This window comes from Nocardioides sp. Root190 (genome assembly GCF_001428565.1).
Classification (GTDB): domain Bacteria; phylum Actinomycetota; class Actinomycetes; order Propionibacteriales; family Nocardioidaceae; genus Nocardioides.
Genome location: NZ_LMIA01000014.1, coordinates 179,666 through 205,365, shown reverse-complemented (window position 1 = coordinate 205,365; position 25,700 = coordinate 179,666). Strand labels below are relative to the sequence as shown.

The window sequence follows — 25,700 nt, the reverse complement described above, 5'->3', positions numbered from 1 at the left end:
GGCGTCCTGTGCCTGTCCCCCGAAGAGGGCCTCGGCGTCAAGAACGCCGAGCTCCGCGCCCAGCACATCGACAAGATCAACCTCTTCCGCGGCATCTGATCGCGCGGGAACGCAGCGGGCCGGCACCTGTGTCGGCCCGCTGCGGCATTTTTCACCCGGGTGACGGTGGTCCGCATTGGCGGGGCGGGGTGGGAATCCCTTCGGTCATCGGGGATCATGGGCAGGTCCCCCATGACCGCCCCCGAGAGCCAGGGAGGCTCATCCCCATGAGCGACCAGGGTCTGTCCATCTTCGACGACGAGCCCACCACCACCGAGGAGCCCACCCCCGTGACGACGAAGGCTGCAGACGACGAGCCCACACAGGTCATCCCGGTCGTGAAGGCCGCGGCCACGCCCCCTGCGCGACCGCAGGGCGCCCCCTCCGACCGTCCGGCACCCACACAGCCCGACCGGGCCGCGGCGACCTCGCCCCGCCCGCCGGCAGCGAGCCCCGCACCGACCGGCGCCCCCCGGCCGGCCGGATTCGCCAACCCCGGGACGCCCGGCCTGCCCATCGTCCGCAAGGGCGGCTACGACCGCGACGCCGTCGACGCCCAGATCCGCCAGCTCGCGAGCGAGAAGGCCACCCTTGGCGCCAGCCTGACCGAGTCCGAGCAGCGCGTGATCGACCTCGAGCAGGAGGTCGCGCGGATCCGCGAGGAGCTCGCCGAGTCCGCCAACCCGTCCTACGCAGGCCTGGGAGGCCGGGCGAGCGCGATGCTCCGTCTCGCCGAGGAGGAGGCCGGTGAGATCCGCAGCATCGCGGAGGCCGACTCCGCCGAGATCCGCGACCAGGCCACGCGCGACGCCAAGGCCATCCGCGCCGAGGCCGCCCGCGAGGCCGACGACATGCGTGCCGTCCAGCTGCGCGAGCTGGAGGAGAACCGCACGCGGCTCCTCACCGACGCCGAGCAGGAGCGGGCGCTGGCCAAGAGCGAGGCGGAGGACGCCCGCGCGTCCGCCCGTCGCGAGGCCGACCAGCTCCGGCTCGCCGCCCAGCAGGAGGTGTCCGAGCTCCGCAGCCAGTCCCAGCGCGAGGTCGAGCAGGCTCGTGCCGGAGTCGACCGCGAGGTGCAGGAAGCACGTCGCGCGCTCGCCGTGGAGAAGGAGCGGCTCGCCCGCGAGGCGACCGACCACCACACCAGCGCGGTGGCCGAGACCCGGCGCCTGGTCGAGGAGTCCGAGCAGCGGGCCAACGCCGCCGAGGCCCGGGCCGTCGAGGCCAGCAAGCAGGCGACGGAGAACCGTGCCGCCGCGCAGACCGAGTCCGAGGGCCTGCTGGTCCGCGCCCGGCGCGAGGCCGAGCAGATCATCGTGTCCGCCCGCACCCAGGCCGAGGCGATCACCACCAGCGGTGACGCCGAGGTCCAGCGCGAGATCGCCACCAAGCGTGCCGAGCTCGACCGCCTCACCAAGCGCCGCGCAGCCATCACGGCTCAGCTGTCCTCGCTTGCTGACCTCGTCGCCGGGTTCGGCGAGGACGAGAGTTGAGCCCAGCCGACGGTGTCACCGAGCACGGCGGCGTCGACCCGGCGTCGCCTGCTCCGGTGAGTGACCTGTCGCCGTACGGCGAACAGGGCGCACCCTTCGACCGGCGCTCGCCGTTCTACTACGGCTTCATCGGCGCCCTCGGGGCACTGACGGCCTTCTGGCTGTTCCAGGCGGTCCTCGGCATCGGCTCGGTGCTGATGCTCGTGATCGTGTCGTTCTTCCTCGCGGCGGGCCTCAACCCCTCCGTGGAGTTCCTGGAGAGGCGCGGCCTGCGTCGCTCCCTGGCGTGCGCGGCGGTCATCATCCTCGCGCTCGGCACGGTGGCGCTGTTCCTCGTGGCGATCGTCCCGGTCATCAGCGACCAGATCTCTGCGATCACCAAGAACGCTCCCGGCTGGCTGGACCAGCTCCAGGAGAACAAGCGCATCCAGGAGCTGAACGAGGAGTACCACATCCTCGACAAGGCCAAGGAGAAGATCACCGACGAGAACTTCATCTCGGCACTGTTCGGTGGAGCCCTCGGCTTCGGGCTCAAGATCATCTCTGCGCTCTTCAACCTCTTCGTGATCGTCGTCCTGACGCTCTACTTCCTGGCCTCGCTCAAGACCACGACGGGCGCCCTCTACAAGCTGGCCCCGGCCTCGCGCCGGGACCGGGTCTCCCGCCTGGGCGACAAGGTGATCCACAACATCGGGAGCTACGTCTCGGGGGCCTTCCTCGTCGCCCTGTGCGCCGGTCTCACCTCGTTGCTCTTCCTGAGCTTCACCGAGGTGGCCGAGTACGCCGTCGCGCTGGCCTTCGTCGTCGCGGTGCTCGACGTGATCCCGATGATCGGCGCCACGCTCGGCGCCGTGATCGTCTCGTCGATCGCGTTCGCCACGGACGTCAGGACCGGCGTTGCCTGCGTGATCTTCTACGTCATCTACCAGCAGGTCGAGAACTACGTGATCTACCCGCGGGTGATGAGCAAGTCGGTGGACCTGCCGGGCGCGGTCATCGTGATCGCCGCCCTGGTCGGCACCGCCCTGCTCGGCGTGGTGGGCGCACTGCTCGCCATCCCGGTCGCTGCGGCGATCCTGCTGGTGATCCGCGAGGTCGTCGTCAGACGCCAGGACGCGCGGTGACGGTGCTCCTCAGACGATGACCGGCTCCGGTCGCTCGACGCTGCGCTCACCGGCCTTGACCCCGATCACGCCGAGCAGGATCAGCGCGCCGCCGGCGAACTGAACGGGTCCGGGGAGCTGTCCCAGCAGGGCCCACGCCCACAGGACGGCCGCGACGACCTCGCTGAGGGCGACGAACGAGGCGAGGCGCGAACCCAGGCGACGGCTCGCGGCGATCCCGGTGCCGTAGGCGAGGGCCGCCGTCACCAGGCCGAGCACGAGGATTGCCAACCACGGCGCCACCTCGACGCCCGCATAGGTGACGTGGGCCGAGGAGGTCTCGACCGGCATCAGCCGGAGCAGGCCGAGGAGTCCGAGGAGGAGCCCGCCGACGACCAGTCCCCCGGTCGCCAGCGCCATCGGCGGCAACCCGCTGCGGTCGTCCGCCGAGATCACGAAGTAGGCCGCGGCGCCCACCATCGCGGCCAGCGCCCAGGCAGCCCCGCGCAGGTCGAAGTCGGCGCCGGAGAACAGGTCGAGGACCAGCAGCAGGCCGAGGGCGGCGACCACCGCGCCGAGCACGGTGACCCGCCCCGGCCGCTGGCCGTGGCGCAGCCACATCCAGACCACCACCGCAGCGGGCGCGGTGTACTCGATGAGCAGCGCTGGGCCGACCTCCATCGTGCGCACCGCGGAGAAGTAGCAGAACTGGGCACCGGCGACCGCGAGGCCGCCGTACAGGAGCAGCGTGGGAAGCGCCGGTCCGAGCAGGTGCCACCGGCCGCGCATGGCCACCAGGCCCAGCGGCAGCACGGCGAGCGCCCCGACCGCGATCCGCAGGAGGACGACGCCGCCGGCACTCCAGCCCGTGTCGAGCAGCGGGCGGGCCAGGGCGCCCGAGAGGCCGAACGCTGTGGCCGAGACGAGCGCGAAGGTCAGACCCGTGCTGGTTCCCCGGCGCACCTGAACCGGGGCGTCACGAGTCAATGTCGTCATGACTCATGACCGTAGATCAGGATGAGGTAACCTGTCAAAGTGGTTTTCACCCATGACACCGCCGTCTCCCTCCAGGCCGCGGTCACCCTGGTCAACTCCGAGGTCGATCCCGCCACCCTGCGAACAGCAGCCGAGCTCGGGGACTTCTACGCCGACTTCGGCTACACCGGTCGCCACGACGGCGACGACGACGAGGCAGCTCGGGTTCATGCCGCCATCCCGCAGCTGCGGGCTGTGCTGACCGCGAGTCGCGACGACGCGGTCACGCTCGTGAACGACATGCTGAGCCAGGCGCAGGCGCTCCCCCAGCTGATGCGCCACGACGGGCTCGACTGGCATCTCCACGCCATCGGCGACGACCAGCCCTGGGACGAGCGGATCCTGGTCGAGACCGCCATGGCGATGATCGACGTGATCCGCGCCGACGAGATGTCCCGGCTCGCGATCTGCGCCGACGAGGCCTGCGAGGGGATCGTCCTGGACCTGTCCCGCAACCGCTCCAAGCGCTTCTGCTCGGTGACCTGTGGCAATCGCAACGCAGTGGCGGCGTACCGCGCCCGCCAGGCCGAGGACGCCAGCTCCTGATGACGTCCCACGTCGACCACCCGGAGCACGCCGCGTCGATCTGGTGAAGCGCCGGGCGCGACGCGTCAGTCGCCGAGGAACCGCCGCAGCACCTCGAGGAAGAGCTCAGGGCGCTCGGAGTGCAACCAGTGCCCGGTGTCCTTGAAGGTGACCTTGCGATTGCGCGGGAACAGGCGGTCCATCGCGGCGTCGTAGTCCGGCAGGACATAGCTCGATCGGCTCCCTGCGAGCCAGAGCACTGGTCCGTCGTACGGCGCCGCGTCGGCCAGCTGCGCCTCGGGCCACTGGCCGATCACCGGGAGGTCGCGCTCGAGCACCTCCAGGTTGACCTGCCAGCTCCAGCCGTGGGGAGCCGAGGGGTCCCGGCGCAGGTTCTGCAACAGGAACGAACGCACCGTCGTGTCCGCCACAGCGGGCTCGAGCAGCCGGTCCGCGTCGGAGCGCTGCCGGACCTCGCCGAGATCCATGCCGCGCATCGCGGCGAAGTAGCCGGGGAACTCGCGCCCGGCAGGATAGGCGACGGGCGAGATGTCGGCGACGCACAGACGTTCGACCCGCTCGGGATGCAGCAGCGAGAGCACCATCGCGACCTTGCCGCCCAGCGAGTGACCCACCAGCGTCACCGGCTCGTCGTCCGGGATGCTCGCGGCGACCAGCTCGGCGCTCTCGACGAAGTCGAAGCGGTCGGGCCAGTCGGACCGGCCGTGGTGCGGCAGGTCGATCAGCTCGACCCGGTGCTCCCCGGAGAGCTGCTTGGCGACCCCGGTCCAGTTCTTGCCCTGCCCGAAGAGCCCGTGGAGGAAGACCACACGGCTCCCGGTGGTGCCGAGAGCCGTGTGGTGAAGCATCACGTCCGCGTCCGTCCGTCGAGTAGCGAGCGGATCGAGCCTACCGAGACGGCCAGGACCTCTGCTCAGTAGGTGTGGAAGCCCTGCTTGGTCTTGCGACCGAGCTCACCGGCCTCGACCTTCGCCACCAGCGTCTTGGCCGGCTCGAACCCCGCCTCGCCGAACTCGCCGAAGAGCTCCTTCTGGATCGCCAGCGACACGTCGTTGCCGACCACGTCGAGCAGCTCGAACGGGCCCATCGGGAAGGACGCGGTCTCCTTGATGGCAGCGTCGATCGTCGCGAGCTCCTCGCCACCCTCGGCCAGCTTGATGGCGTCGTTGAGGTAGGGGAAGAGCAGAAGGTTGACGATGAAGCCCGAGCGGTCGCCCGCCGAGACGCCGACCTTGCCCACGTTGGCGGTCAGCGCGCGCACGCTCTCGTCGACCTCGGCGGAGGTGGCCGGCGTCGTGATGATCTCGACCAGCTTCATGACCGGAGCGGGGTTGAAGAAGTGCATGCCGATGACGTCGCCCGGGCGGGAGGTCGCCTCGCCGAGCCTGGTGATCGGCAGCGAGGACGTCGTCGTCGCGAGGATCGCGCCGGGCTTGGCGATCCGGTCGAGGTCGGCGAACAGCTGGAGCTTGATGTCGAGGTCCTCGGCGATCGCCTCGACCACGATGTCGACGTCGCCGAGCGCCTCGCGCTCGGTCGAACCCGTCAGGCGACCCAGCAGGGCAGCCTTGTCGTCCTCGGTGCCCTTGCCCTTGGCGATGGCCCGGTCGAGGTTCTTGGTGATGTAGCCGACGACGCCGTCGAGCTTGTCCTGGCTGCGGCCGACGTAGACGACGTCGTACCCGGCCTGGGCGAAGACCTGGACGATGCCCGAGGCCATCGTGCCGGTGCCGACGACGCCGACCTTGCCGATGTCGTGCTTGAAGGTCGGCGCGGCGCTCTCGCCCGCGGCAGCAGCCTCGTCGGCGAAGGTGCGGCCGTCAGCGACGAGCTTCTCCAGCAGGTCGGCCGGCTGGTGCAGGTGGTCGCCGGTCTCGGCGTACCGCGCGGCGAGGAGGTCGCGGACCCGGGCCGCACCGATCTCGTCGACGACACTCAGCGGACCCTTGGGGTAGCCGCAGCCGAAACGCATGGCGGCGTCGATGTCGCTCACCGAGGCGTAGCCCGACTCGTAGGTGCGCACCGCGTGGTTGAGGTACGGCAGCACCAAGGTGTTGAAGATCTGCTCGCTCGAAGTCATGGCCCGGATTCTGGCAGTCCCGGGACCCTCTGGCTACCAGTGAGTAACCATCTGGACAGATCGAGACGGAGGTCACAGGAACCGGGTCCCGCGGCAGTGGTACGGCGGCCCGCGGACGGGCCTCGCGCGACCGCTCCGGACCGGACGGTAGATTCCTCGCTCGTGAGACTCGTCGTGGCGCGCTGCCAGGTGGACTATGCAGGCCGGTTGACCGCCCATCTCCCGATGGCGACCCGGGTGCTCATGCTCAAGTCCGACGGATCGGTGCTCGTGCACTCCGACGGCGGCTCCTACAAGCCGCTGAACTGGATGTCACCGCCGTGCACGGTGCGTGAGGGGACCACCGAGGACGGCCAGGTCGAGTGGACGGTGACCGCGAAGGCGGCCAAGGGCGCCACCCCGGACACCCTGCGGATCCTCATCGAGGAGCTCCTGCACGACTCCTCCCACGACCTGGGCATCGACCCCGGCCTGCAGAAGGACGGCGTCGAGAAGCACCTGCAGGAGCTGCTCGCCGAGCACCCCGCCACCCTCTCCCCCGGCCTCACCCTCGTCCGTCGGGAGTTCCCCACGGCGATCGGACCGGTCGACCTGATGTGCCGCGACGACGGCGGGCTCAGCGTCGCGGTCGAGATCAAGAGGCGCGGCGACATCGACGGGGTCGAGCAGCTCACCCGCTACCTCGAGCTCCTCAACCGCGACCCCCTGCTGACCGGCAAGGGAGTCGTGCGCGGCATCTTCGCCGCCCAGGAGATCAAGCCCCAGGCACGCGTGCTCGCCGAGGACCGCGGAATCAGTTGCGCGGTCGTCGACTACGACGCCCTGCGCGGCCTGGACGACCCGACCGACCGGTTGTTCTGACCTCGGCCCACCGACTCGAGGACCCGTCCTGAGGTCCGACTGGCAAGATCGCGCCCATGGCCACCATCTTCCATCTCGCCCTGGCCTCGGAATGGGCCCACGCGCAAGAGGTCGGTGAGTACACGACGTCCACCCGTGGCCGCACCCTGGCCGAGGAGGGCTACATCCACGCCAGCCGGGCCGACCAGTGGACCAAGGTCCGGGACCGGTACTACGCCGACGTCACCGAACCGCTGGTGCTGCTCCACATCGACACCGACCTGCTCGACGTACCCGTCGTCGAGGAGCTCCCGGCGCCGAGCGCGAGCGAGACCTTCCCCCACATCTACGGGCGGCTTCCCGTCTCGGCGGTCGTGAAGGCGATCCCCCTCGACCAGCAGCGGACCCCGGCGACGACCGCACCGGCCACGGCCACCCGGGCACGACCGACGACGTCAGAGCAACCGGACGAGAGCTTCACCCGCGTCTACTTCCGCGAGATGTTCTTCAACCTGTCGCTGCTCTGCGTGGTGATCGCGTTCGGGGTGGCCGGCGCGGTGCTGGGCCTGGCCGTCACCGACGCCGGAGGGACCGGCATCGGCGGCATGCTGGGCATGGCCATCGGCGGCGTCGCCGCCGTCGCGCTCTACCGCCGCCGCCACATTCGGGCCGCCTGAGCGGGGCTTCAGGCTCCTGCGGCCGCCGGGGCGGTCGGGTCGGTGGCACCGGCACCCTGCTCCCGGGCGACCCAGTCCTCGATCGCGTTGATGTCGTCCTTGCTGCGGGTCACCACGGCGAGCAGGTCGTTCATGGTGGCGACCTCCTCGACCTGCTCCTTGATGAACCACTGCATGAACTGCTCGGAGGCGAAGTCGCTCGCCTCGCGCGCGATCCGGAGCAGTCCGTAGATCTGCTCGGTGACCTTCTTCTCCTGCGCGAGCGCCAGGGCGATCGGAGCAGTGATGTCCGCGAAGGACGACTCGGGAGCCTCCACCCCGGGGATCGACACGTCCGCGTCGGTGTCGAGGAGGTACTGCACCATCATCATGGCGTGCTCGCGCTCCTCGAGCGCCTGCGCGTAGAAGAACGAGGCCATCTGCGGCATCGTCAGGGCGTCGTAGTAGACAGCGCACGCGAGGTACTGGTTGTGCGCGGCGAACTCGTTGCCGATCTGCGCGTTGAGCTGGTCGGTGAATCGGGGGGCAGCCATGCGATCAGCCTAGTGCCCGTTCAGGCAGCCTTCTGCAGCGACTTCTTCGAGACCTTCTTGCCGTCCGCGCGCACCAGGACGCGCTTCTTGACGGTGTAGCCCTCAGGGAGGGTGCCTTCCTTGAGCATGCGAATGGGGCAGCGACCGCAGCGCGACTTCGAGACGCAGCACTTCGTCTTGGGGAGCTTGCGCACCGTCCCCTTCGACTTCTTCTTGTCCTTGCCCACAGCACGAGGATAGGCGATGAGGCTAGGCAGACCTAACCGAGGTGATCGCTGTCACATGTGGTCCGCCGCACTGGCTCGGGGACGTCGCGGCTCGGCTGGGCCCCGAACCGTGGGACATCGCCCGCATGGGCCGATGCGAACGAGCTCGAGGTCACCCTCCCGGCGAGGGAGGTCGACCAGTGTGACTCAGTCGGGCAGGTCGTTGGCCTTGCGGATGACCGTGACGATGCCGCCCATGATCTCGGTCAGGCCGAAGTCCTTCGGGGTGTAGACCGCCGCGACGCCCCGCTCGATCAGCGCCTTGCCGTCGGAGTCGGGGATGATCCCGCCGACGATCACCGGGACGTCGTCCATGCCGGCCTCGCGCAGTCCGTCCAGCACGGCGGGCACCAGCTCCATGTGGGAGCCGGAGAGGATCGAGAGGCCGACGCAGTGGACGTCCTCGGACACCGCTGCCGCGACGATCTGCTCGGGCGTCAGCCGGATGCCCTGGTAGATGACCTCGAAGCCCGCATCCCGAGCGCGTACGGCGACCTGCTCGGCGCCGTTCGAGTGCCCGTCGAGTCCGGGCTTGCCGACCAGCAGCCGCAGTCGGCCACCGAGCTCGTCGCCGGTCCGCTGGACCGCCTCGCGAACCGCGGTCAGCTCGGCACCGGCCTCGGCGACGCCCACGGCACCGGCGACACCGGTCGGGGCGCGGAACTCACCGAAGACCTCGCGCAGCGTCGCGGCCCACTCACCCGTCGTGGCTCCGGCGCGGACGGCGTCGAGGGTCGCGGCCATGAGGTTCTGCTCGGTCTTCGCAGTGGCGGCGACAGCCTCGAGGGCAGCCTGCACGGCAGCCTCGTCCCGCTGCTCCTTCCATGCCCGCATCGACTCGAGCGCGGAGGCCTCCGCCTTCGGGTCGGCGGCCATGATCGCGTCGTCGAGGTTGGCGGTCAGCGGCGAGGGCTCGGTGGTCTCGTAGCGGTTGACGCCGACGATGATCTCCTCGCCGTTCTCGATCCGGCCCCGGCGGGCAGCGTGCGCGGAGACGAGTTCCTGCTTCATGTAGCCGGACTCGACCGCCGCGATCGCGCCACCCATGGCCTGGACCCGGTCCATCTCGGCCTTCGCCCCGGCGACGAGCTCGGCGACCTTCGCCTCGATGACGGGCGATCCGTCGAAGATGTCCTCGTACTCGAGCAGGTCGGACTCGAAGGCGAGGACCTGCTGGAGACGCAGCGACCACTGCTGGTCCCACGGGCGCGGCAGGCCGAGGGCCTCGTTCCACGCGGGCAGCTGCACCGCACGGGCGCGGGCACCCTTGGACAGGGTCACGGCCAGCATCTCGAGCACGATCCGCTGGACGTTGTTCTCCGGTTGCGCCTCGGTCAGGCCGAGGCTGTTGACCTGCACGCCGTAGCGGAAGCGGCGCATCTTGGCGTCCTGGACGCCGTAGCGCTCACGGGTGATCTCGTCCCACAGCTCGACGAAGGCGCGCATCTTGCACATCTCCTCGACGAAGCGCACGCCGGCGTTGACGAAGAAGGAGATCCGGCCGACGACCTTCTCGAAGTCGTCCTCGGAGACCTGGCCAGAGGCCTTGACCTGGTCGAGCACGGCGATGGCGGTGCACATCGCGTAGGCGATCTCCTGCACCGGCGTCGCGCCGGCCTCCTGCAGGTGGTAGCTGCAGATGTTGATCGGATTCCACTTCGGGATCTCGTGGACCGTGTAGGCGATCATGTCCGCGATCAGCCGCAGGGAGTGCTCGGGCGGGAACACGTAGGTCCCGCGGGAGAGGTACTCCTTGATGATGTCGTTCTGAGTCGTGCCGGCGAGCTTGTGGGCGACCTCCGACGGGGCGAGGTCGGGGTTCTGCTCCTCCGCGGCGACCTGGTACATCGCGAGCATCCACATCGCGACGGCGTTGATCGTCATCGAGGTGTTCATGTCCGTGAGCGGGATCTGGTCGAAGAGCTTGCGCATCTCGCCCAGGTGCGGGACGGGAACGCCGACCTTGCCGACCTCGCCGCGCGACATGATCGAGTCGGGGTCGTACCCGGTCTGCGTCGGCAGGTCGAAGGCCACCGAGAGGCCGGTCTGCCCCTTGGCGAGGTTGGTGCGGTACAGCGTGTTCGACGCCTCCGCGGTGGAGTGGCCTGCGTAGGTCCGCATCACCCAGGGTCGGTCCTTGGTGCGGGAGGCCTTCTCGGGGGTGGCTGCGGCGTCAGGCATCGAGCTCATGTCCGAAGACTAGGCCGATTGCTACCGATTGGTAACGCCGTCCGATGTGGGGTTCTCCACAACGGCCCGCTGCTCACGCGGAGATCGGAAGCCGTTCGAGCTCGATCAGCCGGATCAGGTGGGTCAGGTGCAGCATCCGGCGTACGGCGGGGCAGGCTCCGCGCAGCACGACACGGCCTCCGTGCCGGCGGGCCCGGCGGCTGGCAGCGGCGAGGACCTTGAGGGCCGTGGCATCGACCGAGTGGACCCCGCTGATGTCGAGCAGGACCTGGCCATCGGTGTAGGACCCGTGGACCCGCAGGTGCTCGTAGATCGCGGTCCGGAGCTCGCTGGTGCTGCGCACGTCCAGGTCACCGGTGAGCACGAGCACGGCGCCCTGCGCCTGCACGTCCGTGGTGATGGTGACTCCCGCAGTACGCATCGCGTCCATCGTGTCCATCTCGCCTCCCGAGAACGGGACCGTTTCGCGGCCCTCCCTACCCACCATGACGCTCGGGTACCCGATTCGGTTGCATCGAGTCCCTGAAAATTTCCGAGCGTGTCGGCAGTACGCTCGCCCGCATGGTCAACCTGACGCGCATCTACACCCGGACCGGCGACGCCGGCGAGACCCGTCTCGGCGACATGAGCGTCACGACGAAGACCGACCTCCGGCTCCTCGCCTACGCCGATGTCGACGAGGCGAACGCCCATCTCGGCGTTGCGCTCGCCACCGGCGGCCTCGAGGACGACGTCGTCGCGGTCCTCACCCACGTCCAGAACGACCTCTTCGACGTGGGCGCCGACCTGTGCACCCCGGTCGTCGCCGACCCGGAGTACCCCCCGCTGCGCATCGAGCAGGAGTACGTCGACCGGCTCGAGGGCTGGTGCGACCTCTACAACGACCAGCTCCCGAACCTGCGGTCCTTCATCCTCAACGGCGGCACCGCGGGGGCCGCCCACCTGCACGTCGCCCGCACGGTCATCCGTCGGGCCGAGCGCGGCGCGTGGGCGGCGTACGAGGTCCACGGCGAGGTCATGAACAAGCTCGCCATCACCTACCTGAACCGGCTCTCCGACCTGGTCTTCATCCTCGCCCGTCACGCCAATCGCGCCCAGGGCGACGTGCTCTGGGTGCCGGGCGGTGAGCGCGAGGCCGCCTCGGCCGAGGAACGAGGCCGAGGGTGACGGCCGAAGGTCGAGGAGCGTCGGCTCAGGTCCGCTGCGGAGCGAGGGGCTGAGCGACGCGTCTCGAGACCCGAGCCCGTGACAAGGGCGGAGTCCCGGCACCATCTCGCCGGGTCTCGTGACGCTCGCTGCGCGACCTCCTCGACCACCGAGGCGGCCTGTGGATGGATGCGGGACCCGTCGGTCCTGCGTGCCACGATGGACCGATCGTGAACGTTCTCGCGCACCTCACCGACGAGTTCCTGGCCCGCCACTTCGACGCAGGGACGCTCGAGCGCGCCCAGGAGGTGTTGGCGCGCGGTGGTGTCCTGCGCCCGGAGATCGGCCTGCTGTCCGCGGGCTCCGTCACGGCCACCGCCGAGGTGATCGGCACCCGCGACCTGCCCTACCAGGTCCAGCTCCACGTCGAGGCGCCCTCGGGCGACTACGACGGCTGGCTGTTCACCGTCTGCACCTGCCCGGTCCGCTCAGTCTGCAAGCACGGCGCCGCCCTGGCGCTGACCCTGCGCCAGTCGTTCACCCAACCCGCTGCGGTGCCGGCGTCTGCGTGGCGTCGCACCCTCGAGCGCGTCGTCTCCGAGCTCGACCGCCAACGCCCTGACCAGGGCGACGAGGTGCAGCTGGCCCTGGAGATCAGCCTCCTGGAGCCCCGCCGCAGCTACCAGTCGCACGGCCCGACCCTGCACGTCCGCCCCCTGCGCCAGGGCCGCAACAAGCCGTGGATCAAGTCGGGCGCCGACTGGTCGGACATCGCCTCGGCCAGCCTGACCGGAGGCTTTCCTCGCGAGCAGGCCGAGGCCCTCACCGCGCTGCACACGATGTGGTCGGGGCACCGTTCCTTCTACTACGCCGGCGTCGCGCCCTCGCTCGAGGACTTCGGCAGCAAGCTCGTCCGCGGTCTGCGGACGGCCCGCGACGCGGGAGTGACCCTGCTCGGGGCCGGTGGGATCGGGAGCGTCGAGATCGCGGACGGCGTCGCCGAGGTCGCGATCCACCTCGACGACTCCCCCGGCGGCACCCAGGTCAGCGGCGTGGTCGACCTGGGCGAGCAGTCCTGGCGCGGCGACGACGTCGTGCCGATCGGCAGTCCCGCGACCTCGGTCGGCCTGCTCGACAGCCACGGCCACCTCGTGATCGCCGAGCTCGCCACACCGATGCCGCTCGCGGTCCGCCACCTCGTCGACGGGCCCGGCGTCACCGTCCCACCCGCCGAGGCCGACGACCTGCGCGCCACCCTCCCGGTCCTGATGAGGCACCTTCCGGTCCGCACGGGCGACTCCTCGATCGAGCTCCCCGAGCCGTTGACGCCCACCCTCGTCCTCACGGTCACCTGGCACAGCTCCACCAAGGCCGGACTCGCCTGGACCTGGGAGTACGACGGCACCCCGCTCCGCTCCTGCCCGGTCGCCAGCTCCGACCCGCTCGACGGCGTCCGGGACCGGGCCGCGGAGCGCGAGCTGCTCGCCACCGTGTCCCCCGTCCTGCTGCGCACCACCTCGGTCACCGACGGCGAGGCGCTGGCCCTGGCGATCCACGAGCTGCCCCACCTGCGCGAGCTGGCGGGCGTCCGTGTCGAGGAGGAGGAGCGCCCGGACTTCCGCGAGGTCCACGACGCTCCTGAGATCAGCTTCGAGCTGGTCGAACCGGACGACGACGCGCCCGCCAACGACTGGTTCGACCTCGCCGTGAGCGTGAGCGTGGCCGGCGAGAAGATCCCGCTGCCCGACGTCCTCGCGGCGCTGACCCTCGGCCTCGAGTTCCTCGTGCTCCCGAGCGGCCTCTACGTCACCGCCGACCGGCCCGAGTTCGAGCGCCTTCGCGAGGTCGTCACGGCTGCCTCCGAGCTGCGCGAGCGCGACGGCGGCCGGATCGGGATCGGACGCCAGGACCTCGGTCTGTGGGCACAGCTCGCCGAGACGGGCGTCGTGGACAGCCAGGTCGCCGCGTGGGTCGAGCGCGCCCAGGCCCTGCGCGACCTCGTCGACATCCCCCAGCCCGAGCCTCGCGGCCTGGAGACCGAGCTGCGCAGCTACCAGCGCGAAGGCTTCTGGTGGCTCGCGTTCCTGTGGCAGCACGGGCTCGGCGGCATCCTCGCCGACGACATGGGCCTGGGCAAGACGCTCCAGGTGCTCGCGCTCGTGGCCCACGCCCGCACCGAGCGGCCCGAGGACGGCCCGTTCCTCGTGGTCGCGCCCACCAGCGTGGTGACCGCATGGGCCTCGGAAGCCGCCCGCCACGCGCCGCACCTGCGCATCGGGGTCGTCCGGCGGCGTACCGACGACGTGGCCGCCATCGCCGCCGAGAGCGACATCGTCGTGACGACCTACACCCTGCTGCGACTCGCCCAGCCCGACTACTCCGGGCTGCGCTGGGCCGGTCTGGTCCTCGACGAGGCCCAACAGGTCAAGAACCACAACAGCAAGACCTACTCAGCGGTGCGCACCATCGACGCTCCGTTCCGGCTCGCCGTGACCGGCACCCCCTTCGAGAACCGGTTGATGGAGCTGTGGTCGCTGCTGTCGATCACGGTGCCGGGCCTCTACCCATGGCCGCGACAGTTCAACGAGAAGGTCGTGCGGCCCATCGAACGGGACGCGGACAAGGCCGTCCTGGACCGGTTCCGCGCGCGGATCAAGCCGTTCCTGCTCCGGCGCACCAAGGAGATCGTCGCCGACGACCTCCCCCCGAAGCAGGAACAGGTCCTCACCGTCGACCTCGAACCGAAGCACCGCAAGATCTACGACACCCACCTCGCCAAGGAGCGTCAACGCATCCTCGGCCTGGTCGAGGACTTCGACCGCAACCGGGTGGCGATCTTCAGCGCCCTGACGACCCTGCGCCAGCTCGCGCTGGACCCCGCCCTGGTCGACGACGCCCACGACAAGATCGGGTCCGCCAAGCTGGACGTCCTGGTCGACCACCTGGCCGAGATCACTGCCGAGGGCCACCGCGCCCTGGTCTTCAGCCAGTTCACCTCGTTCCTCGGGCGGGTGCGCTCACGCCTGGACGGCGCGGGCATCGACACGACCTACCTCGACGGCCGCACCCGCGACCGCGGCGCGGTGATCGAGGAGTTCCGCTCCGGAACGGCGCCGGTGTTCCTCATCTCGCTCAAGGCGGGCGGCGTCGGCCTCACCCTCACCGAGGCGGACTACGTCTTCGTCCTCGACCCGTGGTGGAACCCCGCCGCCGAGGCCCAGGCCGTCGACCGCGCGCACCGGATCGGCCAGACCAAGCACGTCCACGTCTACCGGTTGGTCGCCTCGGACACCATCGAGGAGAAGGTGATGGAGCTCAAGGCGCGCAAGGCCGAGCTGTTCGCCCAGGTGATCGACGGCGACGGCGCCATGGGGTCCTCGATCGGCGCCGAGGACATCCGGGCACTCTTCGACGACTGAGCGGGCTCGCGGCCCCGGCTCAGAGCCCCTTGGACCGGTTCCAGTCCGTGCCGGGCGGCATCGCCTCGAGCCACGCCTGGAGGCCGGTGAGCGAGGAGACGCTCATCGCGAGCTCGACGACACCTTCGGGCGCCTGGCACCTGATGACCACGTGGTCGGGGTACAACGACGCCTGCTCGGCGCCCAGGGGGTCACGCTGACCGTCGTACTCCAGCTCGTCGCGCCGCCAGGTGTGCTTGGGACGGGGCGAGATCGAGAACACCCGGAACCACTCGAGGCTCTCCCCCGAGTACCGGCCCAGGCCCAGCACCCACCCGCGGTCCGGGCGGTCCGGTGACGCCCGGTGGCTGAGCTCGAAGGTGCCACCGTGACGAGACAGCAGACGGCGCCGGACGATGAGTCCGGCGCCGTACAACACGATCAGGAGCAGGACGACGCCACAGACGTCGAGCAGCCACTCCCACCATGCCATCTGCGTGTTAGCTGACCTTCTCTGCGGCGCGGATACGAGCCTCGGCGTGACGCACACGCTGCTCGGCCTCGTTGCTCGAGTCGAGCACCCGCTTGGCCTCTTCGAGATCGACGCGCGCCTGGGACACCTCGATGTCCTCGGCCCGCTCGATGCGCTCGGCGAGGATCGAGACCCGGTTGTTGGCCACCGAGAGGAAGCCACCGTCGACCGCCACCACCACCAGCTGGTTGGTGTCGGCGACCTGGATCTCGACGACCGAGGCCGACAGCAGCGACAGGGTGGGCGCGTGACCGCGCAGCACGCCGATGTCGCCATCGAGCGTGCGCGCGATGATCATCGCCGCCTCACCGGACCACACGGTCCGGTCGGCAGCGACGAGCTCGACGTGCAGGTTCTCGACTGCGGTCTCCGCCATGATCAGAGGCTCTTCTGGATCTCGGCCCAGTTGCGCTCGACGTCGTCCAGACCGCCGCACATGAAGAACGCCTGCTCGGCCACGTGGTCGTAGTCACCGTCGGCGATCTTGTTGAACGCCTCGATGGTGTCGGCCACGGGAACGGTCGAGCCCTCGATGCCGGTGAACTGCTTGGCGACGTAGGTGTTCTGCGACAGGAACCGCTGGATACGACGGGCGCGGGACACGATGACCCGGTCCTCTTCGGAGAGCTCGTCGACACCGAGGATCGCGATGATGTCCTGGAGCTCCTTGTTGCGCTGCAGGATCTGCTTGACGCGGACCGCGCAGTCGTAGTGAGCCTGACCGATGTACTGCGGGTCGAGGATCCGCGAGGTCGAGGTCAGCGGGTCGACGGCCGGGTAGATGCCCTGAGACGCGATGTCGCGGGACAGCTCGGTCGTGGCGTCGAGGTGCGCGAAGGTCGCGGCCGGCGCGGGGTCGGTGTAGTCGTCCGCGGGGACGTAGATCGCCTGCATCGAGGTGATCGAGTGACCACGCGTCGAGGTGATCCGCTCCTGGAGCGTGCCCATCTCGTCGGCGAGGTTCGGCTGGTAACCCACGGCGGACGGCATGCGGCCGAGCAGCGTGGAGACCTCGGAACCGGCCTGCGTGAACCGGAAGATGTTGTCGATGAAGAGCAGCACGTCCTGGTTCTGGACGTCGCGGAAGTACTCCGCCATCGTCAGTGCGGACAGGGCGACGCGAAGACGCGTGCCCGGCGGCTCGTCCATCTGGCCGAAGACCAGGGCGACCTTGTCGAAGACGCCGGCCTCCTGCATCTCCTCGATCAGGTCGTTGCCCTCACGGGTGCGCTCGCCGACACCGGCGAACACGGACACACCGGAGTGGTTCTTGGCGACACGGGCGATCATCTCCTGGATGAGCACCGTCTTGCCAACGCCGGCACCACCGAAGAGGCCGATCTTTCCACCGGTGACGTACGGCGCGAGCAGGTCGATGACCTTGATGCCGGTCTCGAACATCTGCGTCTTCGACTCGAGCTGGTCGAAGGCAGGCGCCTTGCGGTGGATGCCCCAGCGCTCGCCGACCTCGAGCGTCTGACCCTCTTCGAGGTTCAGGACGTCACCGGTGGCGTTGAACACCTTGCCGAGGGTCACGTCGCCGACGGGCACCATGATCGGGTTGCCGGTGTCGGTCACCGCCTGGCCGCGGACCATGCCGTCGGTCGGCTTGAGGGAGATGGCGCGGACCATGCCGTCACCGATGTGCTGGGCCACCTCGAGAGGCAGCACCGAGGTCACGCCGTCGAGGGTCACCTCGGCCTCGAGCTTGTTGTAGATCTCCGGCATCGCGTCGGTCGGGAATTCGATGTCGACGACCGGGCCGATGACCCGGGCGATGCGACCCGACGAGGCCGAACCACTGGCGGTGGTCTCTTCAACCGTTGCAGTCATGTCTTACTCCGTTGGTCCGTTTGGTGCGAAAAGTGTGTGGGACGAGTACGTCAGTCGTTGGCAGCCTGAGCATCGGCGAGCGCGTTGACGCCACCGACGATCTCGCTGATCTCCTGGGTGATGCCGGCCTGACGCGCCTGGTTGGCGATCCGCGTGAACTTCTTGATCAGTTCCTCCGCGTTGTCGGTGGCCGACTTCATCGCCTTCTGACGCGCGGCGAGCTCGGAAGCGGCCGACTGCAGCAGGCTGAAGTAGATCCGGCTCTGGACGTACTGCGGGAGCAGCCCGTCCAGCACCTGCGCCGCCGACGGCTCGAACTCGTAGAGAGGGAGCAGCTCGGCGTCCTCGGGGGCCTCTTCGCCCTCGACGACCTCCAGCGGAAGGAGCCGCACAGCGGTCGGCTCCTGGGTCAGCATCGAGCGGAACCGGGTGTAGACGATGTGGACCTCGTCCACGTCACCGTCCTCGTCCTGCTCCTTGAGGAACGCCTCGATCAGAGCCGAACCGATCTCCGCCGCCTTGTCATAGGTCGGCTGGTCGGAGAAACCGGTCCACGACTGGATGTAGGGACGCCCGCGGAACTTGAAGTACGCCTCCGCCTTGCGACCAGCAAGGAAGTAGTCGATCTCCTTGCCCTCCTCGCGCAACCGCTCGGCAAGCCGCTCGGACTCCTTGAGCACGCTCGAGGAGTAGGCACCGGCCAGGCCGCGGTCACTGGTGATGACCAGGACCGCTGCCCGCTTCGGGTTCTCCTGCTCGCGCGTCAGCGGGTGGTCGACGTTCGAGAACGTCGCCACCGCGGAGACCGCGCGGGTGAGCTCGCGAGCGTACGGCGCTGCCGCCGCCGCTCGCTGCTGCGCCTTGATGATCCGGGACGCAGCGATGAGCTCCATGGCGCGCGTGATCTTCTTCATCGACTCCGTCGACTTGATCCGCGCGCGGTACTCCCGCAGCGAGACGGCCATGGGTCAGCCCCGCTTCTGCTTGACGATCTGCTCCTGCTCGAGCTCGTCGTCGGCAAGCGCCCCGGCCTCGGGCTCGTGCCCGACCTTGATGCTGCCCCCGTCGGAGGTCTCGAACTGGCCCAGGAAGGTGTCGTACGCGGCGGCGAAGCCGTCCTCGTCCTCGAACTTCTGGGTCTCGCGGATGCCGGCCAGGAGACCGTCGTGCGAGCGGTGCAGGAAGTCGATGAACTCACGCTCGAAGCGCAGGACGTCCTCGACGGCGATCGGGTCGAGGCGACCGGAGGTGCCCAGCCACAGCGACACGGTCATGTCGGGCAGCGAGTACGGCGAGTAGGCCGGCTGCTTGAGCAGCGCCATCAGCCGCTGGCCGCGGGCCAGCTGCTGCTTGGACGCGGCGTCGAGGTCGGAGGCGAACATCGCGAACGCCTCCATGGCACGGAACTGCGCCAGGTCGACCTTGAGCGAACCGGTGACGTTCTTCATCGCCTTGGTCATCGCCGCGCCACCCACTCGGGAGACGGAGATGCCGACGTCGATGGCCGGGCGCTGGTTGGCCGCGAACAGGTCCGACTGCAGGAAGATCTGGCCGTCGGTGATCGAGATGACGTTGGTCGGGATGAACGCCGAGACGTCGTTGGCCTTGGTCTCGATGATCGGCAGACCGGTCATCGAGCCCGAGCCGAGCTCGTCGGACAGCTTCGCGCAACGCTCCAGCAGGCGGGAGTGCAGGTAGAAGACGTCACCCGGGTACGCCTCGCGGCCCGGCGGGCGACGCAGCAGCAGGGACACGGCGCGGTACGCCTCGGCCTGCTTGGTCAGGTCGTCGAACACGATGAGGACGTGCTTGCCGTCGTACATCCACTCCTGGCCGATGGCCGAGCCGGTGTACGGGGCGAGGTACTTGAAGCCTGCGCTGTCGGACGCCGGGGACGCGACGATCGTCGTGTACTCCAGCGCGCCGGCCTCCTCGAGGGCGCCACGCACGGAGGCGATGGTCGAGCCCTTCTGGCCGATGGCGACGTAGATGCAGCGGACCTGCTTGGTCGGGTCGCCCGACTCCCAGTTCTGCTTCTGGTTGATGATCGTGTCGATCGCGACCGTGGTCTTGCCGGTGGCGCGGTCGCCGATGATCAGCTGGCGCTGGCCGCGGCCGATCGGCGTCATGGCGTCGATCGCCTTGATGCCGGTCGCGAGGGGCTCGTGCACCGACTTGCGGGCCATCACGCCGGGAGCCTGGAGCTCCAGCGCGCGGCGACCGGTCGTGGCGATCTCGCCCAGGCCGTCGATCGGCTTGCCGAGCGGGTCGACCACGCGGCCGAGGTAGCCGTCGCCGACGGGCACGGAGAGGATCTCTCCGGTCCGGCGGACCGGCTGGCCCTCCTCGATCTTGTCGAAGTCACCGAGGATGACGACACCGATCTCGCGCTCCTCGAGGTTCAGCGCGAGGCCGAGCGTGCCGTCCTCGAACTCGAGCAGCTCGTTGGCCATCGCCGACGGGAGACCGCTCACTCGAGCGATGCCGTCACCGGCGGAGGCCACAGCGCCGACCTCTTCCTTGCTGGCCGCGGCCGGCTGGAAGTCGGCGACGTACTTGGCGAGGGCGTCGCGGATCTCGTCCGGACGGATGGAGAGTTCCGTCATCTCAGGTGCCTTCTCTCTTCTCTACAGCTGTGAAGTCTGGGGTGGTGCGAACGGATCGCGGTCAGCCGGCGATCTTGCGGCGGGCGTCGTCCAGGCGGCTGGCGACGGTGCCTTCGATGACGTCATCGCCGATCTCGATGCGGACGCCACCGAGGACATCCGGGTCGACGACGATGTTGAGGTGCACGGGTCGGCCGTACTGACGCGAGAGTGCACCGGAGAGGCGCTGCTCGTCGGCAGCCGACAGTGCGCGGGCGACGCGAACAGTCGCCACGCCCTCACCCTGGACGGCGGCCGCAGTCCTCTCGTAGTCCTCCAGCGCCGACACGACGGTGCGGTAGGAGCCGGAGAGCGACTGGCGAACCAGCTGGATGGTCGCCGCGAGCGCCTTGCCCTTGAGCAGGGACTCGACGAGCCCGGCCTTGTCGGCGATGGAGCGCGTCGGGTCGGAGAATGCGTTGCGCAGGTCGCTGTTGCCCGTCACCAGCTGACGCACGGCGAAGAGCTCGTCGACCAGGGTGGAGCCCTGCAGGCCGGCCGAGCGCACCGCGGCGATCACGCCGAGCTGCTCGAGGGCCTTGGAGAGGTCTCCGGAGCGCGTCCACCGACGTCCGGCGGCGCCGGCGATGATCCCGAGGGACGCACCGTCGACCTTGCCGGAGAAGAGCTCGGTGACCAGTCCGGTCCGCGCCTGCTCCGCCACCGACTGGTCGGTGACGAAACGACGCAGGGAGCCCTCGCCGCGGAAGGTCTCCGCAGCGGAGAACAGGTCTCCGGCCACCGTGGTGGCAGCCGCCTCGGCCACCCCACCGAGCTGATCGGTGAGGGCAGCCAGGGCGTCAGCGGAGGCACCGCGGAAGGACACCATCAGGCGTCCTTGCCGGCGTCCGAGGCGTCGGCCGTCTCGAGCTCGGCGAGGAAACGCTCGACGACGCGAGCCTGACGCTCGTCGTCCTCCAGCGACTCACCCACGATGCGGCCGGCGAGGCCGGTCGCGAGGGTGCCGACCTCGGCACGCAGGGAGGTGACCGCCTGCTGGCGCTCCGCCTCGATCTGCGCCTTGCCGTGCTCGACGATGCGCGCGGACTCGGCCTGGGCCTGTTCCCGCAGCTCAGCGACGATGGCAGCACCCTGCTCACGTGCTTCCTCGCGGATCCGGGCAGCCTCGTGGCGGGCATCCGCCAGCTGCTGCTCGAGCTCTGCGAGCTTGGCGTCCGCCTCGGCCTGCTTGCTCTCGGCCGCGGCGATGCCACCCTCGATTGCCTGCGTGCGCTCGGCAAAAGTGGTCTCGAAGTTCGGCGCGACGAACTTCTTGATGGCGAAGAAGAGGATCGCGAAGACCACCAGGGAGATGGCGATCTCTTCCCACAGCGGGATGAGCGGGTTGTGCTCCTCCCCCTCGGCCGCGGCGAGGATCAAGAGTGACTTCATGGACCTGACCTTGTCGATCTAGAGAGGCGGACGGACTGGACCGGCGAGTTACTTGCCGGTGAGCACGAACGCGAGCGCGATGCCGATGATGGCGAGGGCCTCAGCGAGCGCGAAGCCGAGGATCGCGATCGACTGGAGACGGCTCTGGGCCTCGGGCTGGCGGGCAACGCCGTTGATGTACGCGGCGAAGATGAGACCGATGGCGATACCCGGGCCGACTGCGGCCAGGCCGTAGCCGATCATGTTGAGCGAGCCGCCCATTTCGCCGGTGATAGCCAGAACGTTCACGGCCTTGTTCCTTTCGGTTGTTTTTCGTGTTGCAGTGGTGGTTCGTGCCCGCGACAGGTAGCCGCGGTGGATCAGTGCTCGTCGGCGAGCGCGCCCTGGATGTACATCGCGTTCAGCAGGGTGAAGACGTAGGCCTGCAGGAACTGCACCAGGATCTCGAGGAAGCTGACGAGGATCGCCAGCACCCACGCCAGCGGGCCGGCGACGTAGCCGATCCCGTCGACGTGCTGCATGAGGTAGAGCCCGCCGGTCGCGAACAGGACGAGCAGGATGTGGCCCGCGAACATGTTGCAGAACAGACGCAGGGCCAGCGTGACCGGGCGGACCAGGATGTTGGAGAAGAACTCCAGCGGGACCAGCAGCGGGTACATCGCCGGGCTGACGCCGGCGGGCACACACTGCAGCTTGAGGTAGCCGAGGAATCCGTGCTTGCGGATGCCGACGGCGTTGTAGATGACCCAGCTCATGCCGGCCAGGCCGTAGGCCATGCCGGCGCGGCTGAAGGTCGGGAACTGGAAGAACGGGGTGCTGGCGAAGAGGTTGTTCACCAGGATGAAGAAGAAGACCGTGACCAGGTAGGGCACGAACTTCTGGAAGTCGTGGCCACCGATGATGTCGCGGGCCACGCTGTTGCGCACGAAGCCGTAGGCACCCTCGCCGGCGAACTGCAGCCGGCCCGGGACCAGCGCACGGCGGCGCAGCGCGAGGTGGAAGAACGCGAACACGATCACGGCGGCGATGACCAGCTGGAGCATCGGCTTGGTCACCCCGAGGCTGCCGATCTCGAACACGGGGGGCAGCTCGAAAATGGCCGGGCCGGGGGCGTGGAACTCCTCGGCCCGGACGGTGGCGCTGGCTTCGATGATCACCAGGTCTCCTCTGCGTTCACTGCTCGTCCGGACTGTCTGACTTCGGGCTTGCTGGCTGATCTGGTGGTAACGCGCGGAAGCGCCTGGCGGTCATGTAGATCCCCAGCGCGGCACCCACGAGGATGCCGATCGCCACGAGGAACGTGGTGTCCAGCCAACGGTCCGCGAGCCATCCGAGGAAGCCGTAGAACGCGACCCCGGCCACGACGTAGCCGAACGCATGCCACGGGTCGCCCTGGGGCTTCTCCTCGGGCTGACTCATTGCGCCCCGGACAATAGCAGTCGTCCCGGGTCATCGAGCACCCCCCTCAGCCGGAGGCCGCGCTGCAGGCTCGAAGGCCGGGATGCGGGCGGTCGTGGCCAGTCGGATCTGGACGACCATCCACGCGAAGGCGCCTGCGATGATCGCTCCTCCCAGCCAGTTGCGGTCCAGCTCGTCGTCCAGCAGGCCCGAGCGGCTGATCGCCACGAACAGCAGCGCCATCACCACGACCTGGAGGACGTAGGTGAGCAGCGCGAACATCAGCGAGGCGGCCGGCATGAGGCGCGAGACGGCGTCGACACCGAAGGCCCCGAAGGCGAAGATGCCCACGGCGATCACTCCGCCGACGGCGGCGCCGCGGGCGGCTGACGCCCCGGAGACCGCGGCGGCAACCGCCACGAGGACCACCCCGACGACGAGCGCAGCGAGCGCTGCGCGCGTCACCACGGAGCGTGTCCGGGTCTCGGTCGTCTTCATCGGCGGCCGTTCTGTCGCGGTGGTCGTGACACGTCGGGAAGGTTGCCCTCCACGACTTCGTGAAAGTTATCACAAAGTCCCGGAGGTCTCCGCATCGGGGTCGTTCCTGGTCTGCACGAAGGGGTCCTCGGCGGGGTCCAGCACCTGGTCGACCAGCGGTGCGTGGACCAGCGGGAGCGCGAAGGTCAGGCTCACCGTGACGATCAGGCTGACGCCCAGCGCAGCCCACACCACGGGTCCGGTGAACACGCTGGCGACGACCACGCCGAAGGCGATCAGTCCCGCCCAGAGCCACATGATGATGACGGCACGGCGATGCGAGTGACCGATCTCCAGCAGCCGGTGGTGGAGGTGCTGCTTGTCGGGCGCGAACGGCGAACGTCCGGCCCGCGTGCGTCGTACGACGGCGAGGACCAGGTCCCCCAGGGGCACGATCAGGATCAGGATCGGCAGCGCGAACGGGATCAGCACGGGGAGCAGGCTCGCCCGGGCACCGTCGGCACCCTGGGCGAGGTCGCCCGGCGCGAACTGGGTGGTCACCGTGATCGCGGTCGCGGAGAGCACCAGACCGATCAGCATCGACCCGCTGTCGCCCATGAACAGGCGTGCGGGGTGGAAGTTGTGCACGAGGAAGCCGGTGCAGGCGCCCGCCAGTGCTGCGGAGAGCAGCGCACCGGTCGTGGCCAGCGAGACGTCGTTGAGGTAGGCCAGCGAGTAGCAGAACAGGAAGAACGCCGAGGCGCTGATCCCGATCACGCCGGCAGCCAGCCCGTCGAGACCGTCGATGAAGTTCACCGCATTGACGGTCGTCACGACGATCAGCGCCGTCAGGAGCGCCCCCTGGGCCGTGTCGAGCGTGAAGACCTCGCCGGTCGACTGGTAGAAGTAGCGGAACTGGACGCCGGAGTAGACCAGGAAGCCGACGGCCAGCACCTGGCCGCCGAACTTGGTGAGGGCGTCGAGATCGATGATGTCGTCGACCACGCCGACGGCGCACACGACCGTGCCTGCGATCAGCACGGCGAGGGCGTCGTCGAAGACGAAGGGTGTCTCCTTGCTGAGGAAGGGCATCTCCCGCGCCACGACGTAGGCGGCCCAGAGGCCCCCGAGCATCGCCAGACCGCCGAGGTAGGGGATCGGCTCGGCGTGGACGTCGCGGTCACGGACCTTGGCGACCGCTCCCGTGCGCATCGCGATCTCCCGGGCCACCACGGTCAGCAGGTAGGTGACCGCCGTTGCGACCAGGAAGACGACGAGGTACTCACGCATCGGTGGGACCGGTCTCCTCGTCGACGGGGGCGATCTCGGCGCCCGCGGCAGCGATCTCGGCCACCTCGACATTCGGGGCATTCGGGGCATTCGGGGCGACCCGAGCGGGCTCCTCCCCCGTGTCCACGCTGAGCCCGAGGTCGGCGAGCACCGCGTCGAGGTCAGCGACCGGGATCGCTCCCTCGCGCAGCAGTCGGGGACGTTCGCCGGTGGCGTCGATGATCGTGGAGGCCGTGCCGCCCGGCGAGGCGCCGGCGTCGATGACCGCGACGACCGAGTCCCCCAGCATCGCCATGGCCTCGTCGGCATCCAGCGCCGCCGGTCGCCCGGTGATGTTGGCCGAGCTGACCGCGAGCGGGCCGGTGCGGTCGAGCAGCGCGCGCGTGAGCTCGTGGTCGGGCATCCGGATCGCGACCGTGCCGCGGGTCTCTCCGAGGTCCCACTGCAGGGAGGGCTGCTGGTGGCAGACCAGGGTGAGGGCACCCGGCCAGAACCGCTCGACCAGCGGGGCGACGTACGCCGGCACGCGGGTCGCGAGGGCGTCGAGGGTGCCCTTGGTGCCGACCAGCACCGGCGGAGGCATCTCGCGGCCGCGGCCCTTGGCCGCGAGCAGGCGGGCCACGGCGTCGGCGTCGAAGGCGTCCGCGCCGAGTCCGTAGACGGTGTCGGTCGGGAGCACGACGAGCCGGCCACGGCGAACCGCCCGGCTGGCGGCGTCGATGGCCGCCTCGCGTTCCTCGTCGGTCTCGGTCGGGAACCGCTCGGCACTCACGTCGTCATCCTCGCA

The 25,700-nt window shown here is 69.4% G+C and carries 27 protein-coding genes; 7 read left to right on the top strand and 20 right to left on the bottom strand.

Translation table 11 applies throughout. The annotated features are described in order from the left end of the window. Window positions 1–266 precede the first annotated feature (266 nt). Both ASE01_RS23730 and ASE01_RS23725 read left to right on the top strand, forming a co-directional pair. Window positions 267–1,532 carry a hypothetical protein gene (locus ASE01_RS23730; RefSeq protein ID WP_157537805.1) on the top strand — a complete coding sequence of 422 codons (1,266 nt, stop codon included), beginning with the start codon at window positions 267–269 and terminating at the stop codon, window positions 1,530–1,532. Then, on the top strand, window positions 1,529–2,656 hold the full coding sequence (locus tag ASE01_RS23725; RefSeq protein ID WP_056758817.1) for an AI-2E family transporter: 1,128 nt from the start codon (window positions 1,529–1,531) through the stop codon (window positions 2,654–2,656). Before ASE01_RS23730 ends, ASE01_RS23725 begins: the two co-directional genes overlap by 4 nt. 9 nt (window positions 2,657–2,665) lie before the next feature. Here ASE01_RS23725 and ASE01_RS23720 read toward each other — a convergent pair whose 3' ends face one another. After that, window positions 2,666–3,631, bottom strand: coding sequence for an EamA family transporter (locus tag ASE01_RS23720; RefSeq protein ID WP_056758814.1), 966 nt, complete (start codon window positions 3,629–3,631; stop codon window positions 2,666–2,668). Between the two features lie 39 nt (window positions 3,632–3,670). On the opposite strand from ASE01_RS23720, the gene ASE01_RS23715 reads away from it, so the two are divergent. Then, window positions 3,671–4,216 carry a CGNR zinc finger domain-containing protein gene (locus ASE01_RS23715; RefSeq protein ID WP_056758811.1) on the top strand — a complete coding sequence of 182 codons (546 nt, stop codon included), beginning with the start codon at window positions 3,671–3,673 and terminating at the stop codon, window positions 4,214–4,216. Window positions 4,217–4,281: 65 nt separating this feature from the next. On the opposite strand, the gene ASE01_RS23710 is transcribed toward ASE01_RS23715, so the two are convergent. Further along, entirely contained in the window at window positions 4,282–5,064 is a 783-nt protein-coding gene (locus tag ASE01_RS23710; RefSeq protein WP_056758808.1) for an alpha/beta fold hydrolase, read from the bottom strand. Window positions 5,065–5,129: 65 nt separating this feature from the next. Next, window positions 5,130–6,296 (bottom strand): 3-hydroxyacyl-CoA dehydrogenase NAD-binding domain-containing protein, encoded by a 1,167-nt coding sequence (locus ASE01_RS23705; RefSeq protein WP_056758804.1) that lies wholly within the window; start codon window positions 6,294–6,296, stop codon window positions 5,130–5,132. Between the two features lie 162 nt (window positions 6,297–6,458). Between ASE01_RS23705 and nucS the strand changes: the two genes are divergently transcribed. Then, window positions 6,459–7,157: an endonuclease NucS gene (gene nucS / locus ASE01_RS23700; protein ID WP_082606362.1), complete on the top strand. Its 699-nt coding sequence runs from the start codon at window positions 6,459–6,461 to the stop codon at window positions 7,155–7,157. 56 nt (window positions 7,158–7,213) lie between these two features. Continuing rightward, window positions 7,214–7,813 (top strand): DUF952 domain-containing protein, encoded by a 600-nt coding sequence (locus ASE01_RS24185; RefSeq protein WP_082606361.1) that lies wholly within the window; start codon window positions 7,214–7,216, stop codon window positions 7,811–7,813. 8 nt (window positions 7,814–7,821) lie between these two features. Here ASE01_RS24185 and ASE01_RS23690 read toward each other — a convergent pair whose 3' ends face one another. The 4 genes from ASE01_RS23690 to ASE01_RS23675 form a co-directional block, all read right to left on the bottom strand. After that, window positions 7,822–8,346, bottom strand: coding sequence for a ferritin (locus ASE01_RS23690; RefSeq protein ID WP_056758795.1), 525 nt, complete (start codon window positions 8,344–8,346; stop codon window positions 7,822–7,824). A gap of 20 nt (window positions 8,347–8,366) precedes the next feature. Further along, the gene (locus ASE01_RS23685) at window positions 8,367–8,573 is read right to left on the bottom strand and encodes a hypothetical protein (RefSeq protein WP_056758792.1); all 207 of its coding nucleotides are present in this window, start codon (window positions 8,571–8,573) and stop codon (window positions 8,367–8,369) included. A gap of 186 nt (window positions 8,574–8,759) precedes the next feature. Then, on the bottom strand, window positions 8,760–10,793 hold the full coding sequence (locus tag ASE01_RS23680; RefSeq protein ID WP_056758788.1) for a protein meaA: 2,034 nt from the start codon (window positions 10,791–10,793) through the stop codon (window positions 8,760–8,762). Window positions 10,794–10,875: 82 nt separating this feature from the next. Continuing rightward, window positions 10,876–11,223 carry an STAS domain-containing protein gene (locus ASE01_RS23675; protein WP_056758915.1) on the bottom strand — a complete coding sequence of 116 codons (348 nt, stop codon included), beginning with the start codon at window positions 11,221–11,223 and terminating at the stop codon, window positions 10,876–10,878. A gap of 140 nt (window positions 11,224–11,363) precedes the next feature. Here ASE01_RS23675 and ASE01_RS23670 point away from each other — a divergent pair, with 140 nt between their 5' ends. Together ASE01_RS23670 and ASE01_RS23665 are read left to right on the top strand one after the other, a co-directional pair. Further along, window positions 11,364–11,969, top strand: a complete 606-nt coding sequence (locus tag ASE01_RS23670) for a cob(I)yrinic acid a,c-diamide adenosyltransferase (RefSeq protein WP_056758784.1) — start codon at window positions 11,364–11,366, stop codon at window positions 11,967–11,969. 209 nt (window positions 11,970–12,178) lie between these two features. Continuing rightward, entirely contained in the window at window positions 12,179–15,367 is a 3,189-nt protein-coding gene (locus ASE01_RS23665) for a DEAD/DEAH box helicase (RefSeq protein ID WP_157537803.1), read from the top strand. A gap of 19 nt (window positions 15,368–15,386) precedes the next feature. On the opposite strand, the gene ASE01_RS23660 is transcribed toward ASE01_RS23665, so the two are convergent. From ASE01_RS23660 to ASE01_RS23600, 13 genes are all read right to left on the bottom strand, one after another. Then, complete coding sequence (locus ASE01_RS23660) at window positions 15,387–15,839, bottom strand: DUF2550 domain-containing protein (protein WP_056758777.1); 453 nt, start codon at window positions 15,837–15,839, stop codon at window positions 15,387–15,389. Window positions 15,840–15,846: 7 nt separating this feature from the next. Beyond that, complete coding sequence (locus ASE01_RS23655; RefSeq protein WP_056758773.1) at window positions 15,847–16,254, bottom strand: F0F1 ATP synthase subunit epsilon; 408 nt, start codon at window positions 16,252–16,254, stop codon at window positions 15,847–15,849. A gap of 2 nt (window positions 16,255–16,256) precedes the next feature. Beyond that, a complete protein-coding gene (gene atpD, locus ASE01_RS23650; RefSeq protein ID WP_056758768.1) occupies window positions 16,257–17,711 on the bottom strand; it encodes a F0F1 ATP synthase subunit beta in 1,455 nt (484 codons plus the stop codon). A gap of 50 nt (window positions 17,712–17,761) precedes the next feature. Next, complete coding sequence (locus ASE01_RS23645; RefSeq protein WP_056758764.1) at window positions 17,762–18,676, bottom strand: F0F1 ATP synthase subunit gamma; 915 nt, start codon at window positions 18,674–18,676, stop codon at window positions 17,762–17,764. A 3-nt stretch (window positions 18,677–18,679) separates the two neighbouring features. Then, window positions 18,680–20,317 carry a F0F1 ATP synthase subunit alpha gene (atpA, locus tag ASE01_RS23640; protein ID WP_056758760.1) on the bottom strand — a complete coding sequence of 546 codons (1,638 nt, stop codon included), beginning with the start codon at window positions 20,315–20,317 and terminating at the stop codon, window positions 18,680–18,682. 61 nt (window positions 20,318–20,378) lie between these two features. Continuing rightward, window positions 20,379–21,185, bottom strand: coding sequence for a F0F1 ATP synthase subunit delta (locus tag ASE01_RS23635; protein ID WP_056758756.1), 807 nt, complete (start codon window positions 21,183–21,185; stop codon window positions 20,379–20,381). After that, entirely contained in the window at window positions 21,185–21,748 is a 564-nt protein-coding gene (locus tag ASE01_RS23630) for a F0F1 ATP synthase subunit B (protein WP_056758753.1), read from the bottom strand. Before ASE01_RS23630 ends, ASE01_RS23635 begins: the two co-directional genes overlap by 1 nt. 48 nt (window positions 21,749–21,796) lie before the next feature. Next, on the bottom strand, window positions 21,797–22,009 hold the full coding sequence (atpE, locus tag ASE01_RS23625) for an ATP synthase F0 subunit C (protein ID WP_056758750.1): 213 nt from the start codon (window positions 22,007–22,009) through the stop codon (window positions 21,797–21,799). A 98-nt stretch (window positions 22,010–22,107) separates the two neighbouring features. Beyond that, complete coding sequence (atpB, locus tag ASE01_RS23620; RefSeq protein ID WP_235536184.1) at window positions 22,108–22,905, bottom strand: F0F1 ATP synthase subunit A; 798 nt, start codon at window positions 22,903–22,905, stop codon at window positions 22,108–22,110. 16 nt (window positions 22,906–22,921) lie between these two features. After that, window positions 22,922–23,167: an AtpZ/AtpI family protein gene (locus ASE01_RS23615; RefSeq protein WP_056758747.1), complete on the bottom strand. Its 246-nt coding sequence runs from the start codon at window positions 23,165–23,167 to the stop codon at window positions 22,922–22,924. A 30-nt stretch (window positions 23,168–23,197) separates the two neighbouring features. Beyond that, entirely contained in the window at window positions 23,198–23,644 is a 447-nt protein-coding gene (locus tag ASE01_RS23610; protein WP_056758744.1) for a hypothetical protein, read from the bottom strand. 69 nt (window positions 23,645–23,713) lie between these two features. Further along, on the bottom strand, window positions 23,714–24,913 hold the full coding sequence (locus tag ASE01_RS23605) for a glycosyltransferase family 4 protein (protein WP_056758740.1): 1,200 nt from the start codon (window positions 24,911–24,913) through the stop codon (window positions 23,714–23,716). Further along, window positions 24,906–25,685, bottom strand: a complete 780-nt coding sequence (locus tag ASE01_RS23600; protein ID WP_082606359.1) for an L-threonylcarbamoyladenylate synthase — start codon at window positions 25,683–25,685, stop codon at window positions 24,906–24,908. Before ASE01_RS23600 ends, ASE01_RS23605 begins: the two co-directional genes overlap by 8 nt. Window positions 25,686–25,700 lie beyond the last annotated feature (15 nt).

Excerpts from the sequence above, each read along its gene's own strand:
- ASE01_RS23680 (WP_056758788.1), bottom strand. The coding sequence starts at position 10,793 with ATGCCTGACGCCGCAGCCACCCCCGAGAAGGCCTCCCGCACCAAGGAC.
- ASE01_RS23710 (WP_056758808.1), bottom strand. The coding sequence starts at position 5,064 with ATGCTTCACCACACGGCTCTCGGCACCACCGGGAGCCGTGTGGTCTTC.
- ASE01_RS23730 (WP_157537805.1), top strand. The coding sequence starts at position 267 with ATGAGCGACCAGGGTCTGTCCATCTTCGACGACGAGCCCACCACCACC.
- ASE01_RS23670 (WP_056758784.1), top strand. The coding sequence starts at position 11,364 with ATGGTCAACCTGACGCGCATCTACACCCGGACCGGCGACGCCGGCGAG.
- ASE01_RS24185 (WP_082606361.1), top strand. The coding sequence starts at position 7,214 with ATGGCCACCATCTTCCATCTCGCCCTGGCCTCGGAATGGGCCCACGCG.
- ASE01_RS23675 (WP_056758915.1), bottom strand. The coding sequence starts at position 11,223 with ATGCGTACTGCGGGAGTCACCATCACCACGGACGTGCAGGCGCAGGGC.
- ASE01_RS23690 (WP_056758795.1), bottom strand. The coding sequence starts at position 8,346 with ATGGCTGCCCCCCGATTCACCGACCAGCTCAACGCGCAGATCGGCAAC.
- ASE01_RS23605 (WP_056758740.1), bottom strand. The coding sequence starts at position 24,913 with ATGCGTGAGTACCTCGTCGTCTTCCTGGTCGCAACGGCGGTCACCTAC.
- ASE01_RS23655 (WP_056758773.1), bottom strand. The coding sequence starts at position 16,254 with ATGGCGGAGACCGCAGTCGAGAACCTGCACGTCGAGCTCGTCGCTGCC.
- ASE01_RS23610 (WP_056758744.1), bottom strand. The coding sequence starts at position 23,644 with ATGAAGACGACCGAGACCCGGACACGCTCCGTGGTGACGCGCGCAGCG.
- ASE01_RS23660 (WP_056758777.1), bottom strand. The coding sequence starts at position 15,839 with ATGGCATGGTGGGAGTGGCTGCTCGACGTCTGTGGCGTCGTCCTGCTC.
- ASE01_RS23645 (WP_056758764.1), bottom strand. The coding sequence starts at position 18,676 with ATGGCCGTCTCGCTGCGGGAGTACCGCGCGCGGATCAAGTCGACGGAG.
- atpE (WP_056758750.1), bottom strand. The coding sequence starts at position 22,009 with ATGGGCGGCTCGCTCAACATGATCGGCTACGGCCTGGCCGCAGTCGGC.
- atpA (WP_056758760.1), bottom strand. The coding sequence starts at position 20,317 with ATGACGGAACTCTCCATCCGTCCGGACGAGATCCGCGACGCCCTCGCC.
- ASE01_RS23615 (WP_056758747.1), bottom strand. The coding sequence starts at position 23,167 with ATGAGTCAGCCCGAGGAGAAGCCCCAGGGCGACCCGTGGCATGCGTTC.
- ASE01_RS23720 (WP_056758814.1), bottom strand. The coding sequence starts at position 3,631 with ATGACGACATTGACTCGTGACGCCCCGGTTCAGGTGCGCCGGGGAACC.
- ASE01_RS23630 (WP_056758753.1), bottom strand. The coding sequence starts at position 21,748 with ATGAAGTCACTCTTGATCCTCGCCGCGGCCGAGGGGGAGGAGCACAAC.
- atpD (WP_056758768.1), bottom strand. The coding sequence starts at position 17,711 with ATGACTGCAACGGTTGAAGAGACCACCGCCAGTGGTTCGGCCTCGTCG.
- ASE01_RS23705 (WP_056758804.1), bottom strand. The coding sequence starts at position 6,296 with ATGACTTCGAGCGAGCAGATCTTCAACACCTTGGTGCTGCCGTACCTC.
- ASE01_RS23635 (WP_056758756.1), bottom strand. The coding sequence starts at position 21,185 with ATGGTGTCCTTCCGCGGTGCCTCCGCTGACGCCCTGGCTGCCCTCACC.